Origin of the sequence: Azospirillum himalayense, assembly GCF_042657465.1 — a bacterium.
Taxonomy (GTDB): domain Bacteria; phylum Pseudomonadota; class Alphaproteobacteria; order Azospirillales; family Azospirillaceae; genus Azospirillum; species Azospirillum himalayense.
Map to the genome: position 1 here is coordinate 60,877 of NZ_JBHSLC010000042.1, position 18,257 is coordinate 79,133.

The 18,257-nt window shown below is 70.8% G+C and carries 8 protein-coding genes; 4 read left to right on the plus strand and 4 right to left on the minus strand.

Annotated elements, in window-relative coordinates:
- Positions 1–90: 90 nt before the first annotated feature.
- The 4 genes from ACFPMG_RS20185 to ACFPMG_RS20200 form a co-directional block, all read right to left on the minus strand.
- The gene (locus tag ACFPMG_RS20185) at positions 91–1,455 is read right to left on the minus strand and encodes an HlyD family type I secretion periplasmic adaptor subunit (protein ID WP_376996923.1); all 1,365 of its coding nucleotides are present in this window, start codon (positions 1,453–1,455) and stop codon (positions 91–93) included.
- Positions 1,452–3,134, minus strand: a complete 1,683-nt coding sequence (locus tag ACFPMG_RS20190; RefSeq protein ID WP_376996925.1) for an ATP-binding cassette domain-containing protein — start codon at positions 3,132–3,134, stop codon at positions 1,452–1,454. The genes ACFPMG_RS20185 and ACFPMG_RS20190 overlap by 4 nt, the downstream gene beginning before the upstream one ends.
- Complete coding sequence (locus ACFPMG_RS20195; protein WP_376996926.1) at positions 3,131–4,543, minus strand: TolC family protein; 1,413 nt, start codon at positions 4,541–4,543, stop codon at positions 3,131–3,133. The genes ACFPMG_RS20190 and ACFPMG_RS20195 overlap by 4 nt, the downstream gene beginning before the upstream one ends.
- 134 nt (positions 4,544–4,677) lie before the next feature.
- Positions 4,678–12,387: a hypothetical protein gene (locus ACFPMG_RS20200; RefSeq protein WP_376996927.1), complete on the minus strand. Its 7,710-nt coding sequence runs from the start codon at positions 12,385–12,387 to the stop codon at positions 4,678–4,680.
- 685 nt (positions 12,388–13,072) lie between these two features.
- Here ACFPMG_RS20200 and ACFPMG_RS20205 point away from each other — a divergent pair.
- Genes ACFPMG_RS20205 through ACFPMG_RS20220 form a run of 4 tightly spaced genes read left to right on the plus strand, consistent with a single transcriptional unit; the run spans position 13,073 to position 18,256 of the window.
- Complete coding sequence (locus tag ACFPMG_RS20205) at positions 13,073–15,556, plus strand: TonB-dependent siderophore receptor (RefSeq protein WP_376996928.1); 2,484 nt, start codon at positions 13,073–13,075, stop codon at positions 15,554–15,556.
- A gap of 30 nt (positions 15,557–15,586) precedes the next feature.
- Positions 15,587–16,327: a cobalt ABC transporter substrate-binding protein gene (locus tag ACFPMG_RS20210; RefSeq protein WP_376996930.1), complete on the plus strand. Its 741-nt coding sequence runs from the start codon at positions 15,587–15,589 to the stop codon at positions 16,325–16,327.
- Entirely contained in the window at positions 16,324–16,620 is a 297-nt protein-coding gene (locus ACFPMG_RS20215; protein ID WP_376996931.1) for a DUF3649 domain-containing protein, read from the plus strand. The genes ACFPMG_RS20210 and ACFPMG_RS20215 overlap by 4 nt, the downstream gene beginning before the upstream one ends.
- Positions 16,621–16,633: 13 nt before the next feature.
- Positions 16,634–18,256, plus strand: a complete 1,623-nt coding sequence (locus ACFPMG_RS20220; RefSeq protein ID WP_376996932.1) for a PepSY-associated TM helix domain-containing protein — start codon at positions 16,634–16,636, stop codon at positions 18,254–18,256.
- Position 18,257: the final 1 nt, after the last annotated feature.

Genomic DNA, 18,257 nt, shown 5'->3' on the forward strand with positions numbered 1-18,257 from the left:
GACGACCCTCACCCTCCCCATGCTTCCGCATGGGGCCCCTCCCTCTCCCGGGGCGGGAGAGGGAAACGATGGCAGTCGGACCGGCCATCCTCATTGCTCCTGCATCGCGTGCTGGAGGCCGTTGAGGACCGGCGAGAACACGTAATCGAGGATGGTGCGCCGCCCGGTCAGGATGCTGCAGGTCACGCGCACGCCGGGGAACAGCTCGTAGGTCTTGCCGCCGTAGTCGAAACGGGTCACCGGCAGCTCGACGCGGACCTTGTAGTAGGACTGCTTGTTGGCGTCGAGCAGCGTGTCCGGGCTGATCGTCCGCACCCGCCCCTCGATGTGGCCGAAGCGCGAGGCGTCGCCGCCGGCCAGCGTCACCACCACCGGCTGGTCGGGGCGGACATAGCCGATGTCCTGCACCGGCAGACGGGCGTCCACCACCAGCTTGCCGTCGCGCGGCACCAGCTCCACCACCGTCTCGCCGGCCTTGACGACGGCGCCCTTGGTGGAAACGGCCAGCGTCTTGACGATGCCGTCCATGGGTGCGCGCAGGCTGCTGCGGTCCAGACTGTCCTGGTAGCGGGTCAGGCGCTGCGACAGCTCGTCGTGGTTGCGGCGGGCCTCGTCGAGGGCGTTGCGGCTCTCCTCCTCGTACTTGCGGCCGATCCACACCAGCTTGCTGCGCGCCTCGGCCAGCGCCGCCTCGGCCTGGGCCAGCGTGGCGCGGTCCTCGGCGATGGCGCTGCTGACGCGGGCGTCGTCGCGCAGCAGCTCCAGATGCTTCATGCGGTTGGTGATCTCGCGCTTCAGCAGGGTCTCGCTGATGGAGAGCTGCTCGCGGATCAACCCCTGCGCCACCTGGGAGCCGCCGATGCGCGCCCGCACGGCGGCCACCTGCTGCTCGCGCTGGGCGATGTCCTGGCGCTGGATGTCGAGGTCGGAGGCCAGCCGGTCGCGGCGGGCGCGGAACAGGTCGCGGGTCTGCGCCACCAGATCGGGCCGCTCGCGCAGCAGCCGCTCGGGGAAGTCGATGGCCTCGCGGCGCCCGACCTCCGCCTCCAGCCGCGCGGTGTCGGCGGACAGCGAGCCGAGGCGCAGCTTCAGCTCCTCCAGGTCGGCGCGGATCTTGGTCTGGTCCAGCTCGACCAGCGTCTGGCCGGCGGTGACCGAATCGCCTTCCTGCACCAGGATGTCGCGGACGATGCCACCTTCGAAATGCTGGACCGACTGGTTGTAGGACAGCGGCACCACGTCGCCCGGCGCGCTGCTGGAGACGTTCAGCTCGGCGATGGCGGCCCAGCCGAGTGCCGCGAGGAAAGCGGCGATGCTGACCGCGAACAGGCCGTCGCCGAAGCGGCTTTCCGTGTCCGCGGGTTCCGTTCCAAGAAGGGGAGTGGGAATGGCGGGCGGCACGGACGCGGCGGGGCCGGCGGCGAGCTTTCGGGTCAGCAGGGGAAGCGGCTTCATGGCGTCACCAGCCCCGCCGCTTCGCGGGCGGCCACTGTGCTGTTCGGTTGGTCGAGGTCGAGCACCAGCGAGGCGCCCTGGAGGATGCGCGGGTCGTGGGACGCGATGATCACCGTGTGGCCGCTCCGCGCCAGCTCGATCAGCGTGCGGTAGACGGTGGCGGTGCCTTCCGAGTCCAGCCCGTCGGTCGGCTCGTCGAGCAGGATCAGGCGCCCGCCGACCGCCAGGGCGCGGGCCAGCGCCAGCCGGCGGCGGTGGCCGGTCGGCAGCTCGTGGCCGAAGTTGCGCAGCGGCGTGTCGAGGCCCTGGGCGCAGTCGGCCACCGTGCGGTCGGCCCCGGCGCGGTGCAGGACGGCGTGAAGCTCCGTCTCCGACAGGCGTGGGTTGGCGAGCAGCAGGTTCTCGCGGATCGTGCGGTTGAGGAACACCGGCTCCTGCGGCAGCAGCCCGATCTGCTGGCGCCACCAGGAGGGGGCGAATTTGCGGATGTCCACCCCGTCGGCCAGCACGGCGCCCTCCTGCGGGTCGGCCAGACCGGCGATCAGGCGGATCAGCGTCGATTTGCCCGAGCCGTTGCGCCCCTTCAGCACCAGGATGTTGCCGGCGGGCACCGACAGGGTCAGCCGGCGCAGCAGCGGCGTGACGCCGCCCGGCGGGGTGAAGGTCAGGTCGCGCAGCTCCAGCGTGCCGGCGTAGCGGGGCAGGCTGGTGCCGCCGGTCGGCTCGACCGCGGTGCGGGCGAACTGCTCCAGCCGGACCTGCGCCTGCCGGGCCATCGCCAGGGACTCGCCGATCTGGGCCAGCCGGGTGAAGGGGGCCAGCGCGCGGCCGACCAGCAGGTTGATGCCGATCAGCGACCCGACGTCCAGCTCGCCGCGCACCACCAGGACGGCGCCGGTGGCGATCACCGCGACGCCCTGGAGCGCCTGGAGGCTCTGCGCCGCCGACTGGGCGCGGCCCTGGCGCATCGACATGCGCTCGCGGACCACGCGCAGCGCCTTGGCCGCGCGCTGCCAGTCGCCCAGCAGCGGCTTGGCGCCGCCGAACAGGGCGACCGCGTCGCGCCCGACGATGGCGGTGGTGACCAGCCCCTGGGCGTCGGCGCCGGCTTGGGCGAGGTCGCGCCCGACCGCGCGCATGTCCGCCTGGGCCAGCAGCCCGGCGGCGATGGCCAGCAGCGTGAAGAGGAGGCAGATCGCCGCCAGCGGCCAGGAGATCAGCGCCACCACGAGGATGAAGCCGAGCGCGAAGGGCAGGTCGAACAGCGTCGCGAGGTTGGCGGAGCCGAGCGCGGAGTCGATCTGCTCCGGCGCCCGCAGCGCCTCACGCCGGGCCGCGTCGCCCTCCGCCGATCCGGCGCCGCTGCGCGCGGTCATCAGGATGCCGAAGGCCCCGGTGGTCAGACGCTCGTGCTCGGCCCGCCCGATGCGCCCGGCGATGCCCAGCCGGACGTGGCGGAACAGATGCTCGAAGGCGATGGACAGGACGACGCCGACGGTCAGCGCCGCCAGCGTGGAGTCGACGCCGTGCGTCACGTAGCGGTTCAGCACCAGCATCGTGTAGAAGGACGAGGCCAGCCCGAGCAGGTTCGCCGCCAGCGACGCCGCGAAGACGCGGGCGGTCAGCCGCAGGTTGGCGCGCAGCCGCAGCACCAGAAGCCCGATGGCGCCGCCGCTCATCGCTGGTCTCCCGTGCCGCGCCGGGCCGGATCGCGTTGGGCCGGATCGCGCCCGCCCTGGTCGCGGAAGGCGCCGCGGCCCGGCGCGGTCAGCTTCGGCATCGGCTTGGTCTGGATGTCGGTGGCGTTCAGCCGGCCCATGGCGGCGAGCAGCCGGTAGCCGGCCAGCACCAGTTCCGTCTCCGCCGCCGCGGCGTCGCTGCGCGCGTTGATCAGCGTCGTCTCCCCCGACAGGATGTCGATCAGCGACCGGGTGCCCAGCTCGCGCTCCGACCGCGCCACGTCGAGGAAGCCGGCGGCGAGGCTCGCCTGATCGTTGAGCAGTTGCACCTGGGCGCGGGCGCTTTCCAGCCGGTTCCAGCTGTTGCGGACGGTCTCCAGCACCGTGCGCTCCTGGTCGGCCCAGGTGGCGTCGGCGGCCCGCAGGTCGGCCTCGGCCAGACGGATGCTGTTGAGCGCGGTCAGGCCGGTGTTCAGCGAGAAGGTGACCTGGAGCTTGAACAGCAGCTCGTTCTGCCGCCCAGACTGGCCGGCGACGTCGCGCTTGATGTTGTGTTCCACGAAGCCGTCGATCCGCGGGTAGAGGGTGCGGCCGCGCACCGAGGTCACCGCCTCCTGCGCCGCCGCGGTGGTCAGGGCCAGTTCCTGAAGGCGCGGGTTGTGGCGGCGCGCCTCCTCCACCGCCGCATCCATCGAGACGGGCAGGCCGGCGCGGGTCATCGCCAGGACCTGGGCGTTGCTGACCTGGAAGGGGACATGGCCGAAGAAGGCCTGGAAGCGGCTCTGCGCATTCTGCGTCGCCTCCTCCGCCGCGACGCGGCGGGCCTGGGCGCCGGCCAGCTGGCTCTTGGCCTGGAGAACGTCGGTGGAGAAGCCGAAACCCTCCTGAAGCCGCACCTCCTCAAGCCCGGTCTGGCGGCGGATGTTGTCTTCGGACTGGCGGGCGAAGGCGAGCAGCTGATGGGCGCGGACGAGGCTGGCGTAGGCGGTGAGCCCCTCTACCAGCAGCTCCTGCCGGGTGCGCTCCACCGCGATGTCGGCGCGGACCAGCGTCACCTGGGCGCGCCGTATGTCGGCGTTGGTCGCGTCGAAGTCCCAGATCAGCTGCGTCGCCCGCGCCGAAAACTGCGAGGCGTTCATGTCCGTGTTGGGCAGGCCCGCCGGCTTGGTCGTGCTCTCGCGCCCGCCGTTGGCCGACAGGCTCAGCGTCGGGAACCAGCCGCCATGGCTGACCCGCAGGGCGTTGCGGGCCCCGTCGGCGGCGGCCTCCGCCCCGCGCAGGCGGTCGTGGGTCTCCGTCGCCTTGCCGATCAGCGCCACCACCTCGTCGCGCGGAGCTGCAACTAGAGATTGTGGCGCTCCGGTCAGGAGCGGAAGCGCAACCGTGGCGATAAGACAAAGCTTGTGCATGAGGGTCCTGGAGATCGCCGCATGTCTAAGCCATTCGGCTTACAGCGATGATGATCTTAGTCGAGAACTCTCATACTCATTTAGGACAAAACAGTATCCAAATACCTAAAAATGCGTCGAATTCTGTCGGTCGCTCATGAATTTTCTGCGACCGGCACAATCGTCGATGCATGGGTTGTGGTGTGGTGTGTATCCGCGGTGTGAAGCGCCATCGCCCAGTCTCCGTTGTGCGCATCAAGACTGTTTTGCACAACCGGAGCAGTGTCCGGCAGGCCCAGGCCGGAGGAGAGAAGTGCTGCGTAATCGAAGCGCCCGTGGTCAGCCTGAGGCGCTGCGGCCAGCGGCTGGCTGTGCAACTGCGCCGCGACGGTGGCCTGCGCGTCGAAGGCGACGCCGGCCACCAGCCGGCTGCTGCCGTCGGCCATGGTCATGCTGGTGGTGCCGAGGATCTGGTTGCCGGCCAGAGTCGTGTCGGTCGGGGTGGCCGTGGTGGCGATGGAAAGGATGCCAGCGTCGGCCAGCGTGCGCAGCTCGCCCGGCTGGCTCACCCCGTCGCCGTCGGCGTCCTGCCAGACCTGGAGCGTGGCGAAGCTCTCGTCCGCGGCGTCGATGCGCCCGTCGCGGTTGCTGTCGAGCGAGGCGAGCGCCTCCAAGCTGCTGTTGAAGCCTTTTCCGAAATGTTCCGACACCAGCTCGCGCCCGTCGTCGATCTGCCCGTTGTGGTTGTCGTCGCGCACCAGCAGGGCGTTGCCCTTGCCGACCCAGCCGGTGCGGTCGGCCACGCCGTCGCCGCTGACGTCGAACAGGACGCCGTCGGTCAGCGCCCGCAGGGCCAGCCCGTCGCCGGCCATGTCCAGCACGATGGGGTCGCTGGCGACGGTGGTCAGCTTGATGTTGTCGACGCGCAGGATCGGGTTGACGCTGTTGTCGCTGGTGTCGGAGGTACCGAAGCCCAGCGACAGGGTGCTGTTGGCCGGGATCACGACGCTGAATTTCCCGCTGGCGCTCGCGTCCTTGGCGAGCAGCGTGACCACGCCGTTGACGCTGACGAAGGCGAAGTCGTGATAGCCGGGGTCGGAGAAGACGAAGGTCCAGTCGAAGGTCAGCGTCGTGTCCTTCGTCACCGTGACGGAGGTGGCCAGCTTCATCGCGTTGCCGAAGGACGGGATGGTCCCGGTCGCCGTGGCGATGGAGCCGTGGGCAAGGCCGAGGAAGTCCTCGAGCTGGGTCGGCGTCCGGCCGGCCGCGGAGGTCAGGGTGCCCTCATGCCCGTCGCCCGTCGCACCCACCGTGGCGCCGCCGGTGTGGCTCCAGCCGGTCAGTCCCTTGTCGAAGGTGCCGTTGGGGATCAGCACGCCGGGATGCAGGGTGACGGTGTCGGTCGCGGTGGAGAAGGCGCTGCCGTCGCCGATGGTGACGGCGACCTTGGAGCCGGCGCTGCCGGTGGTCTGGTCCCAGGCCCGGATGGTCAGGGCGCCGTTGACGGTGGCCGGCACCGCGGCGTTGGGCTGGAAGTAGAGCCGGTCGGTGGCGCGCAGAAGAAGGGCGGAATCGCTGTCGTTGACCGCGCCGACGAGGTTCCAGGTCGCGCCGTTGTCGGTGGAGAACCACCAGCGGCCATAGCTCTCGTTGGTGCCGGTCAGGGCGACGCCGACGACGGCCCCGGCGTCCGTGTCGGTGACGTTGGCGGGGCCGCTGCCGTTCAGCCCGACCAGCTTGGACACCGCGAAGCCGACCGTTCCCGCGGTGGGGGCGGCCAGGGCCTCCGCCGCCACGGTCACGTCGAGGTTGGTATCGATCAGGATGGGGGAGGCGTTCGGCGGCGCCACGGTGACGCCGATGGAGGCGGTTGCCGACAGCGGCCCGCCGGCCCCGCCGTTGCCGAGATCGTTCACGACGATCCGGATGGCGTCGGCCCCGGTGTAGGAACTGGCCGTGTAGAGAAGCCCGTTGGCGGCGCCGAGCAGACCATTGATGGTGGCGAGCGTCGCGCGGATGGTGACGCTGTCCGTTCCGTTGCCGGTGATGACGGCGTCCCATCCGGCGCCGGCCAGAGTCAGCGTGCCGTGGCCGGCGGTCAGCGTCACCAGCATCGGCAGCGCGCCGGCATCGACGTCGGACACCGACAGGCCGGTGACCGCCACCGCCACGCCCTTCATCGTCGCCAGCGCCGTCGTGCCGGCGGTGATCTGCGGCGCGTCGTTGACGGGGGTGACGGTGCCGGTCAGGGCGATGGTGTCGGCGCTGTAAACGGTGCTGCCGCCGACGCCGGCCGTCAGGTCGACGCGGCCGCCGGTGACGACGGGGGCGCCGCCGTCTTCGATCAGCCGGACGGTCAGGGCCGGGGTGGCGCCGTTCCAGTCGGCGGCGGGAAGGAAGCGCAGCATCGCGTCGGCGGCGACGACCAGCGCCGAGCCTTCCGTGACCGCGCCCACGGTGATCCAGGCGAAGCCCGACCAGTACTGCCAGACGCCCTGCCCGGCGGTCGCCGCGTTGCCGACGATGGCGACGCCGGCGAAGCCGTTGGCGGAGGAGCCGCCCGCTACCGCGTCCGCCGGGTCGGAGAACAGGTGACCGAACAGGGCGGTGACGCTGGTGCCCGTCGGATTGATGGTGTCCTCGGCGATGGTCGGCAGGGTCGCCGTCGTGCCCGTCGCCACCGGGGCGTCGTTGACAGGGGTGAGGGTGCCCGTCAGGGCGATGGTCCCGGCGCTGTAGGCGGTGCTGCCGCCGACGCTCGTCGCGTCGACCCGCGCGCCGCTGGCGATCGGGCCGTGCGACGTGTCGACCAGCCGGACGGTCAGGGCCGGCGTGGTGCCGTTCCAATTGGCGGCGGGAACGAAGCGCAGCGCCGTGTTCGCCGCCAGCAGCAGGCCGTTGCCGCCGCTGACCGCGCCGATGTCGGCCCAGGCCGCCCCGGTCCAGAACTGCCACGCCCCCTGCGCCACGGTGGCGGCGTTGCCGACCACCACCACGCCGGCCAGCGTGTTGGCCGCCGACCCGCCGCTCACCGCGTCGGCGGCGTCGGAGAACAGGTGACCGAACAGGCTGGAGACGGTGGTGCCCGTGGGGTTGGCGGTGTCCTCAGCGATGGTCGGCAGCGTTGCCGCCGTGCCCGTCGCCACGGGGGCGTCGTTGACCGGGGTGACCGAGGTGGTCAGGGCGACGGTGCCGGCGCTGTAGCGGCTGTCGCCGCCCACGCTCGCCAGGGCGACCCGCCCGCCGCTGGTCACGGCCCCTTGGGAGTCGTCGATCAGCCGGACGGTCAAAGCCGGGGTGGTGCCGTTCCAGTTGGCGGCGGGAGCGAAGCGCAACGCCGTGTTCGCCGCCAGCAGCAGGGCGTTGCCGTCCGAGGCCGCCCCCACGGCGGTCCAGCCCGTGCCGGTCCAGTACTGCCAGACGCCTTGCGCGGTCGCCGCGTTGCCGACGATGGCGATCCCGGCGAAACCGTTGGCGGCGGACCCGCCGCTCACGGCGTCCGCCGGGTCGGAGAACAGATGGGCGAACAGGCTGGTGACCGTGGCGCCTGCCGGGTTGACGGTGTCCTCGGCGACGGTCGGCAGGGTGGCGGTCGTTCCGGTGGCGACCGGCGCGTCGTTGACCGGAGTGACGGTTCCGGTCAGGGCGATAGTGCCGGCGCTGTAAATAGTGCTGCCGCCGACGCCACCGGTCAGGTCGACGCGGTTGCCGGTGACCAGCGGAGCGCCGCCATCCTCGACCAGCCGGATCGTCAGGGTCGGGGTGATGCCGTTCCAGTTGGCGGCGGGAACGAAGCGCAGCGCCGTATCGGCGGCCAGCAGCAGCCCGTTGGCGTCGCTTGCCGCGCCGATGCCGGCCCAGGCGGTGCCGGTCCAGTACTGCCACGTTCCCTGCGCCACGGTGGCGGCGTTCCCGACCACCACCACGCCGGCCAGCGTGTTGGCCGCCGACCCGCCGCTCACCGCGTCGGCGGCGTCGGAGAACAGGTGACCGAACAGGCTGGAGACGGTGGTTCCCGCCGGGTTGGCGGTGTCCTCCGCGATGGTCGGCAGGGTGGCCGTGCCGCCCGTCGCCACGGGGGCGTCGTTGACCGCGTTCACGGCGGTGGTCAGGGCGATGGTCCCGGCGCTGTAGCGGCTGTCTCCGCCGGCACCCGTCACGTCCGTCCGCTCGCCGCTGGTGACCGGGCCTTGCGAATCATCGATCAGGCGAACCGTCAGGCTCGGCGGCACGCCGTTCCAGTCGGCGGCGGGCAGGAAGCGCAGCTTGGCGTCGGCGGCCAGCAGCAGGGCGTTGCCGTCCGACACCGTTCCCACGGCGGCCCAGGCCGTACCGGTCCAATACTGCCAAGCACCCTGCGCGGTCGTCGCGTTGCCGACGATGGCGATCCCGGCGAAGCTGTCCGCAGCGGAGCCGCCCGCCACGGCGTCCGCCGGGTCGGAGAACAGGTGGGCAAACAGGCTGGTGACCGTGGCACCGGACGGGTCGGTGGCGTCTTCCGCAATGGTCGGCAGGGCGGCGGTCGTTCCGGTGACGATCGGCGCGTCGTTGATGGGGGTGACGGTTCCGGTCAGCGCGATGGTCCCGGCGCTGTAGACGGTGCTGCCGCCGACGCCACCGGTCAGGTCGACGCGGTTGCCGGTGATCAGCGGCGCGGCGCCATCCTCGACCAGCCGGATCGTCAGGGTCGGGGTGATGCCGTTCCAGTTGGCGGCGGGAACGAAGCGCAACGCCGTGTTGGCGGCCAGCAGCAGCCCGTTGGCGTCGCTTGCCGCGCCGATGTCGGCCCAGGCCGTGCCGGTCCAATATTGCCACGTTCCTTGCGTCACGGTGGCGGCGTTGCCGACCACCACCACGCCGGCCAGCGTGTCGGCCGCCGACCCGCCAGTCACCGCGTCGGCGGCGTCGGAGAACAGATGACCGAACAAGGCGGAGACGGTGGTTCCCGCCGGGTTGGCGGTGTCCTCCGCGATGGTCGGCAGGGTGGCCGTGCCGCCCGTCGCCACGGGGGCGTCGTTGACCGCGTTCACGGCGGTGGTCAGGGCGATGGTGGCAAGGCTGTAGCGGCTGTCTCCGCCGGCACCCGTCACGTCCGTCCGCTCGCCGCTGGTCACGGCCCCTTGCGAATCATCGATCAGGCGAACCGTCAGGCTCGGCGGCACGCCGTTCCAGTCGGCGGCGGGCAGGAAGCGCAGCTTGGCGTCGACGGACAGCAGCAGGGCGTTGCCGTCCGACACCGTTCCCACGGCGGCCCAAGCGGTGCCAGTCCAATACTGCCATTGCCCCTGGGCGGCGTCCGCCGGGTTGACGACCACCGCCACGCCGGCGAGGCCGTTGCCGGCGGAGCCGAACACCGCGTCGGTAGGGTCGGAGAACAGTCCGCCGAACAGCATCGCCACGCCGGCGCCCGCCGGGTTGGCGCTGTCTTCCGTAATGGCGGCCAGGACAGCCTGTGTGCCGGTCGCCATCGGGGCGCCGTTCACCGGGGTCACCTCCAGCGTCAACGGGGCGACGCCCGCCGACAGCGGGGTGGTGCCGCCGATGCCGCTCAGCGTGAACAGCCGGTGCTCGGCGCCGCTGAACCCGTCGGCCCACTCGCTGTTCACCGCTCGCAGTCCGAGCGACGGGGTGGTGCCGTTCCAGTTGGCGGCCGGCAGGAAGCGCAGCAGGGCGCCGCCCGGAAGCACGAGGGCCGAGTTGTCGCCGATCGCGCCCACCTCCAGCCATGCGCCGCCGTCCACGCTGTACTGCCAGACACCGGACGGGGAATCCGGGTTGGCCACCACGGCGACGCCGATCACGCTGCTTCCGGCCTCGCCGGGCCGGAACATCGCCTCGATCAAATGGAAGACGGCGAAACCGGCCGGAGCCGCGGTGCCTTCGGCAATCGCCAAGGCCTTCGCGAAGGCCGCCGCGTCGAAGCTGGCGGAGAGGGTGGGCGCCGCCACCGGCGGCACCGTCACTGGCGGAGCGTTGGCCGCAGCCTCGAGCGCGCGGGCAACCTGCTGCTGGATTTGCGCGGCGACGGCAAAGGGATCGCTGGCCAGCGCTTTGGCGACCGACGGGGCGGTGGCGGGCGTGGTGCTGGCCGACGGTGCGGGAGCCGTGGCGCCGGGCGTGGCGGTCTCGGCGCTCTTGGCTGTTCCGGCCACGTCGAAGCTGATCGCCTTCAGGGCCGCTTCGCTTCCCATGCTGGATTTGGCCGGCGCGGACGACGCTTCGCCCTTCACCGGTGCTGCGTCGGGGGTGGCATCGGCGGTGGGTTTGTCGCCGGCTTCGCCCTTCGCCTCCTCCTTGGCGCCATCTTCCTTGGCGCCTTCCTTCTCGCTGCCCTCCTCCTTGCCCTCCGCCGGGGCTTCGGCGACTTGCTCGGCGGGCTTGCCCTGGGCGCTGTCGGTGTTCTGGGCGGCCATTTCGCCATCGCTCTTGGCCGACTCCCCGGCGGGCGGGGGGGTGGCGAGATCGGCCAGCGCCTTGTTCTCGGCGGAAACGGGAACTTCGCTGCCCTGGGCGTTCTGCTGCACCGTCTCCGCGGTCTGGCGGGCGGCGGCGAGCGCCTGTCCGGGGGCGCGCCCGTCCGCCAGCGCCTGACCCAGAGCGGCGTTGAAGGCGGCGCCGGACCCGCCCAGCGCCTGCACCGCCTGCTGCACGTTCTGCCCGCTGGCCAGCGCCGCGATCAGCCCGTCACTCTTGACGCCCTTCGCCGTTTCCGCCGACAGGGCCATCGCGGTGGACACGGTCTGCTGCGCCGACCCCAGCGCGCCGGCCATCTCCTGCCCGCTGGACAAGGCCCGTCCCAAGGCGTCGCCGAAGCCGCCGGCCGCCGTGCCATCGAGACCGGCGGCGGTGGCGAAGGTCTTGACGGTGGCCGCCACATTCTGGCCGGACGACAGCGAGGCGACCAGCGCGTCCGCCGGCTTCGCCGGCACGGCGGCGGCCTCCTGCCGGGACGCCATCTCCGTCTGCGCCCGGGCCGAGGCGCCGAGCGCCGCGTCGGGTTGCGCGCCCTGCGCCAGCGCGTCGTTCAGGACGCTGGTGAAGGCGGGGTTGCCGGTCAGCGCGCCTTCCGCCCCGTCCGTCTTTCCGGCGGCGAGGGCGCCGAGCAGGCGCGCGCCGTCGGTCTGCTCGACCGCGACGGACGTGCTTTGAACCGCGCTGGCGGTGCTCAACGCCTGCGCCTCGGCAATGGCGCCGGCAGCGTCGGCGCCGCTGGACAGCGCCTGCTCCAGCGCCTCGGCGAAGTGACCGCCCGATCCGGGGCCGAGCGCCGTCACCGCGTCCTGCACCCCCACGCCGGAGGCGAGCGCCGCGGCGAGCTTGTCGGACGGCGAGACGGGAACGGCCTCCGGCGCCGCCAGGGCGGTGGGGGGAGCGGTCAAGGCCTGCGACAGGGCGGCGATCGGGTCGGCGGCGCCTGCGGGGCGGGCCGCCGGATCCATCACCCCGTTGAACAATGCCGCCGACAGGTCGGACGCCGTCTTGGGATCGCCCGCACCGCCCGATCCGAGTCCCTGCCCCTGGGCCAGGGCGACGGCCAGGCGCTGCTCTCCGGTCAGTTCCGCGGTTTCCTGGGCCGCCTGGGCCATGCGCGCCGCGGTGCCGGCGGCGATCCGGCTCGCCTGGGCGATCGCATCATCGGGCGTGGCGCTGGTGCCGATCCCCGCCGCGACGTTGCGCATCCAGCCGTCCGCCACGCTGCCGGCAGCGCCTTCCGGCAGGCCCTGGCCGGTCAGCGCCGCCGCCAGCTTTTCCTGCACGGCCTTCAGCGCGCCGGGGTCGCCGCCCAGCAGCACCGCCGCCGCTTCGGAGGCCAGGGCATCGGGAATGGTCAGGAGCGGAGCAGTGGCGTCCAGGGTATCCGGCATGGTGGCCCTCTCGCCGTCGCGGCGGTCGCGTATCGGGAAGGCCAATAACAAAGTGATTTGTTAAAGAAATTCTGAACGCTGCCGATCTTTCGGCTGATTGGAAGTTAATTCTTCTGGAATTGATGGTGACGCAACAACGAAATTTCCGCAGGAAGGGGATGGTTACTGCATGAATTTTGGTTCATGCCGAAACAAATTGTCAATTATTGACGCATTTGAGGACTCGGTTGTAAAAGGAGCGGAGTTGATTTTATGAAAAGTGGTGTTCGGGAACGGCGCCGTCCGCACGGATGGAGCAGGAGGCCGTCCGGATGGTGCCGATGCGTCCGCCGGCCAGGAAATCCGCCGCGGTTCTGCGCTGGCTCACGGTCCTGCTCATCCTGACGCGGTTTCCGGAGTTGCGGCCATGGCGATCGCTCCGTTTCCGGAGCTGTCATTCATCGGATCATCCCGCCTCTTTGGTCCTCGCCTGCAAAATTCCCATAGGAAAATCACGGACATAAAGATGCGAACGATCACCGGGAGGGTGACGTTGCCCCCTTGCGCAATCCGTCGCCCGATGCTTAGAATGAAAATCATTCGCATTCGAGCGATCAGCGCAGACGTTTGGCTTTTTGTGAACGGACAGAGTGCCGGTCGCTGACGCTACGCCACATATACACCTTTTGGTAGAGGAAGTTTGTCGATGTCTCAATCTTGCGGCAAGGACGCTCCACGCCTGACCGTCCGCCGCCGCGGCGTTGCGCACAATCTCCTTGCACCGGGTCTGCGCCCGGTCGCCATGGCCGTTTGCTTTGCCAGTGCCACCCTCGCGGGCGGCCTTCCCTTCGCTCCGGCCGCGCAGGCCCAGACGGCGGCGGCCCGTACGATCGACGCCAACGTGCCGCCGGGGCCGCTGGATGCCGCCCTGCGCAGCTTCGCCGCACAGGCCGGGGTGAGCATCGCCGTGGACCCGGCGCAGGTCCGGGGCAAAACCTCCCCGGGGCTGCGCGGAACGACGACGGTCGAGGACGGCTTCCGCCGCCTGCTGGACGGCAGCGGTTATCAGATCGCGGGCACGTCCTCGGGGTATGGCCTTGTCGCGCAAGGGTCCACGCCGGTCGTGAACGCCCCGGCCGGGGCGACGGTGCTGCCCTCCGTCCAGGTTTCGGCCAACGCCGGCGCGCTGCCGGGCGAGCCGCCGCCGCCCTACGCCGGCGGTCAGGTGGCGCGCGGCGGGACCTTGGGCCTGCTGGGCACGAAGAACACGCTGGACACGCCCTTCAGCACGACCAACTACACCTCCGAGCTGATCGAGAACCAGCAGGCGCGCACGGCCGCGGACACGCTGGTCAACGATTCGTCGGTGCGCACGACCACCGGCGGCAACGGCTTCGACGACACGTTCCAGATCCGCGGCTTCGCCGTTCCGTCGGGCGACGTCGGCTTCAACGGCATGTACGGGCTGGTGTCCTCCAACCGCGTGCCGTCGCAGATCATCGAGCGGATCGAGCTGCTGAAGGGGCCGGGCGCGCTGATGAACGGCATCGCCCCCGGCGGCAGCATCGGCGGCGGCATCAACATCCTCAGCAAGCGCGCCGGCGACCAGCCGCTGACCCGCGTGACCGGGCTCTACCAGAGCGACGCCAACTTCGGCGTCCATGTCGACACCGGGCGCCGCTTCGGCGAGAACAACGCCTGGGGGGTGCGCTTCAACGGCCTGCTGCGCGGCGGCGAAGCCTCGATCGAGGACGGCGACGTGAAGACCGGCCTCGGCTCGCTGGCGGTGGATTACCGGGGCGAGCGGCTGCGCTGGTCGCTCGACGGCATCATCCAGCGCGACGACACCGACAATTTCCGCCCGCAGATCAGCATCCTGTCCACGACGACGGCCATCCCGTCGCCGCCCGACGCGCGCAGCAACTGGTACCCGAACACCAAGCTGGTCCAGAAGGACAAGACCATCGCCTCGAACATCGAGTTCGACGTGACGGACTGGCTGACCGCCTACGCCGGCATCGGCTACCGCGACGGCACCAACGATCAGGTGTTCCCGCAGTCCAACCCCGCCGTGAACGCGCTCGGCAACTTCACGGTCCGCAACTCCTACTACGACTCCTACAGCGAGACGGTCAGCGGCACGGCCGGCGCGCGGCTGCGCTTCGAGACGGGTCCCGTCCGCCATCAGGTCAACATCGGCTACACCGGCTTCCAGCGGGAGGAGGGCAACGCCTACATCCAGGCCGCCGGCTCGGCCCCGTCGAACATCTACAACCCGGCGCCGCTGCCGGTCATCACCGCGCCGCGCACCGATCCGCGCAAGTCGGCCGAGACGACGCTCAGCAGCATCGCCATCGCCGACACGCTGTCCTTCGTCAACGACCGCGTCCTGCTGACGCTCGGCGTGCGCGACCAGACGGTGAAGGTGAAGGGCTACAGCACGACGACCGGCGCGCAGACCAGCAACTACAACGCCAGCGCCACGACGCCGCTCGCCGGTCTGGTCGTCAAGCCGCTGGAGAACGTCGCGGTCTACGGCAACTACGCCGAGGGCCTGTCGCGCGGCACCATCGTCGGCGCCGGCTACGCCAACACCGGCGCGGTGCTCGAACCCTACAAGTCGAAGCAGCTCGAAGGCGGCGTCAAGGTCGACTGGGGGACCATCACGACCACCGCCGCGGTGTTCCAGATCACCCGCCCCAGCTCGATCCGCACCGCGTCCAACGAGCTGGCCTACGACGGCGAGCAGCGCAACCGCGGCCTGGAACTGTCCGCCTACGGCGAGATCCTGCCCGGCCTGCGCGCCATGGCCAGCGCGACCTTCCTGAAGCCGGAGCTGACGAAGACCGCCGTCGCCTCGGAAGAGGGCAACGACGCCGCCGGCGTGCCGGACAAGAGCTTCTCCGCCAGCCTGGATTGGGACACCCCGTGGGTCGAGGGCCTCGCCCTCAACGGGCGCGTGATCTACACGTCCGGCTCCTACCTGACCAACGCCAACACGCTGCGTTTCGACGGCTGGACCCGCTTCGACATCGGTGCCCGCTACACCACCGACGTGTCGGGCAAGCCGGTCGTGCTGCGCGCCAGCGTCGAGAACCTCTTCGACAAGGAGTACTGGCTGACCACCGGCACCTACGTGACCGTCGGTTCGCCGCGGACGGTGCTGCTGTCCGCCACGGTCGATTTCTAAATCCGCCAAGCCATTCCTTTGGATGACGTCATGAACAAACTGTCGCTCGCCTTCATCGCCGCGCTGGGCTTCGCCATGCCCGCCGCCATGCCCGCCCAGGCCCACCAGATCTGGATCGAGCAGCCCGAGCAGGGCAACGCCATGATCCGCTTCGGGGAATTCGGCGAGAATCTGCGCGAGGCCTCGCCCGGCCTGCTCGACAAGTTCGGCAAGCCGGCCGGCACGCTGCTCTCCGCCAAGGGCGAGCAGAAGGCCGAGGCCGCCAAGACCGCCGACGGCTTCACGCTGCCCTTCAAGGCCGCCAACGGCGAGAGCATCGTCGCCGAGGACACGCTCTACCCGCTCTACAGCTGGAAGCAGGGCGACAAGGAGACCACCAACTGGTTCCACCCCGCCGCGCGCCTGATAACCGGCTTCGCCGAGCAGGCGCCGAAGCTGACGCTGGATCTGGTGCCCACCGGCACGCCCGGCCAGTTCAAGCTGGTCTTCCGGGGCCAGCCCAAGGCCAAGACCAAGGTGATGCTGGTCACCCAGTCCGGCTGGGCCAAGGAGGCGCACAGCGACGAGCAGGGTCTGGTCACCTTCGACCTGCCGTGGAAGGGCACCTACGTGGCCGAGGTCAGCCTGAACGAGCGCACCCCCGGCGAGCGCCAGGGCGCCAACGGTGCGGAGAAGTATGATGGCGTCAGCTACGTCACCACGGTGACCTACGTCCACCCCGACGGTCTGGCGCCGGTCCCCGCCGGCCCGGCGGCGACGCCCAACAAATGACCTCCGTGGCCGGACGGGTCCGTTCTGCCCTTGATGCTTGGGGTGGCCCGCTCGTCTCGCGCATAGCCGCCGCCCTGTTCGGCGGCTATGCGCTGGCCGCGCTCGCGAGCGTGGCGGTGCTGGCGCTTCCCATGAGCACGCCGCAGGCGGTGCTCACCGGCGAGATGGCGAGTTTCCTCGTCTACGCCGCCGCCATTATCTGGGTCTTCGCGGTCCGCAGCGCGCTGCGCGCCTGGGCGGGCCTGCTTGTCGTGGCCGCGCCGCTGCTGCTGGCGGCGTGGTCGGTCTGGTGATGGGGAGCCGAGCGTGACGACAGACCAGCAAGCGCGCCCCGACGGCCGCGGCCTCCGCCAGAGCATGTCCGACCTGCACACGTGGGTCGGGCTGCTTCTCGGCTGGGTGCTCTACGCGATGTTCCTCACCGGGACGGTGTCCTACTTCAAGGACGAGCTGTCGCAATGGATGCGTCCCGAACTGCCGGCGCAGAGCGGGGTTCCGGATCAGGCCCAGGTGGCCCAGCGGGTGGCCGACGAACTGGTCGCCCTGGTGCCGGGCAGCCCGCAATGGAGCCTGCGCCTGCCGGACGCCCGCAACAACAGCGTCTACGCCTTCTGGCGCACCGCCGGGGCGGCTCCCGGCCGGCGCGGTTTCGGCGAGGGCAACTTCGACCCGGCGACGGGGCAGACGGTGTCGTCGCGCGCGACGCTGGGCGGCGACTTCTTCTACCGCTTCCATTTCCAGTTCCATTACATGCCGGTGGTGTGGGGGCGCTGGCTCGCCGGCATCGCGGCCATGTTCATGCTGGTGGCCATCGTCAGCGGGGTCATCACCCACAAGAAGATCTTCGTCGATTTCTTCACCTTCCGCTGGGGCAAGGGGCAGCGCTCCTGGCTCGACGCGCACAACGCGCTGTCGGTGTTCGGGCTGCCGTTCCACGCCATGATCACCTACACCGGGCTGGTGACGCTGATGGCGCTCTACATGCCCTGGGGCCAGCAGGCGGGGATCAAGACCGCGGCGGAGCGCCAGCAGCTCAACGCCGAACTCAGCGCTTTCATCCAGCCGGGCAAGCCCAGCGGCGAGGCAGCACCCCTCGCCTCGATCGAGGGCATGGTGCGCCACGCCCAGGAGCGTTGGGGCCGCGACGGCGTCGGGCGGGTCACCGCCACCCATCCGGGCGACGCGGCGTCGCGGGTGGCGGTGGCGCGCGGTGACGGCGGGCGCGTCTCGATGAGCCCGCAATATCTGGAGTTCGAAGGGACCACCGGCAAACTGCTGGCCGTCCATGAAGGGGTGGGGCCGGCGGCGGAGACCCGCGGCGTGCTCTACGCCCTGCATCTGGGGCGCTTCAGCGACTCGGTGACGCGCTGGCTCTATTTCCTCGTCAGCCTCGCCGGCACCGCGATGGTGGGCACCGGTCTGGTGATGTGGACGGTGAAGCGCCGGCAGAAGCTGCCCGATCCGGCCCGGCCGCACGTCGGATTCCACATCGTGGAGCGGCTGAACATCGCCAGCATCGCCGGCCTGTCGGTCGCCATGGCGGCCTTCCTGTGGGCCAACCGCCTGCTGCCGGAGACTCTGGCGGACCGCGCCAACTGGGAGATCCACGGCTTCTTCATCGTCTGGGCGCTGACGCTGCTGCACGGCGTGCTGCGTCCGGCGAAGAAGGCCTGGGTCGAGCAGTTGTGGCTGGCCGCGGCGCTGCTGGCGCTGCTGCCCGTGCTCAACGCCGCGACCACGCATCGGCCTTTCTGGCGCAGTTTGACCGAAGGCGATTGGGTGTTCATCGGCATGGACCTGATGTGCTGGGCGCTGGCGGCGCTTCACGCCGTTCTGGCGGTCCGCACGCTCCGCCACCAGCCCAAGACGCGGCCTGTCCGCAAGCCGGTCAACGAATCCGCCAGCGGCGCCATTCTGCGCGAGGGATGAG